The sequence below is a fragment of the Acinetobacter sp. NIOH-H-8 genome, assembly GCF_046635365.1.
Lineage (GTDB): Bacteria > Pseudomonadota > Gammaproteobacteria > Pseudomonadales > Moraxellaceae > Acinetobacter.
On sequence record NZ_JBHDVN010000367.1, the window covers coordinates 1 to 385 of the forward strand.

At 69.6% G+C, this 385-nt stretch carries 1 pseudogene; it reads right to left on the reverse strand.

Features of this window, described 5'->3' with window-relative positions:
- Nucleotides 1-385, reverse strand: a pseudogene (locus tag ACEWB7_RS18690) (porphobilinogen synthase); the annotation flags it as partial.

The window sequence follows — 385 nt, forward strand, 5'->3', positions numbered from 1 at the left end:
GCGACGTATAGGGATCGAGCGCGACGTCAGTGATCACGCCCAGTTCGGGGAAGCGCTGCTTCAGCGCACGCACGGTGCGCGGCACCAGACCGTCCGGATTCCATGCCTCGGCCGCGTCGTCGGTCTTCAGACCGGCGTCGATGACCGGGAACAGCGCCAGCGCCGGCACGCCCAGCGCCACCGCCTGTTCGGCCACGCCGAGCAGCCGATCGATACTGATCCGATTCACGCCCGGCATCGACGCCACCGCCTCGCTGCGGCTCGGGCCGTCGAGCACGAACACCGGATAGATGAGGTCGTCCGCGCTGAGGCGGTGCTCGCGCATCAGGCGGCGCGAAAAGTCGTCGCGGCGCATGCGGCGCATGCGGGTCGAGGGGAAGTGGCT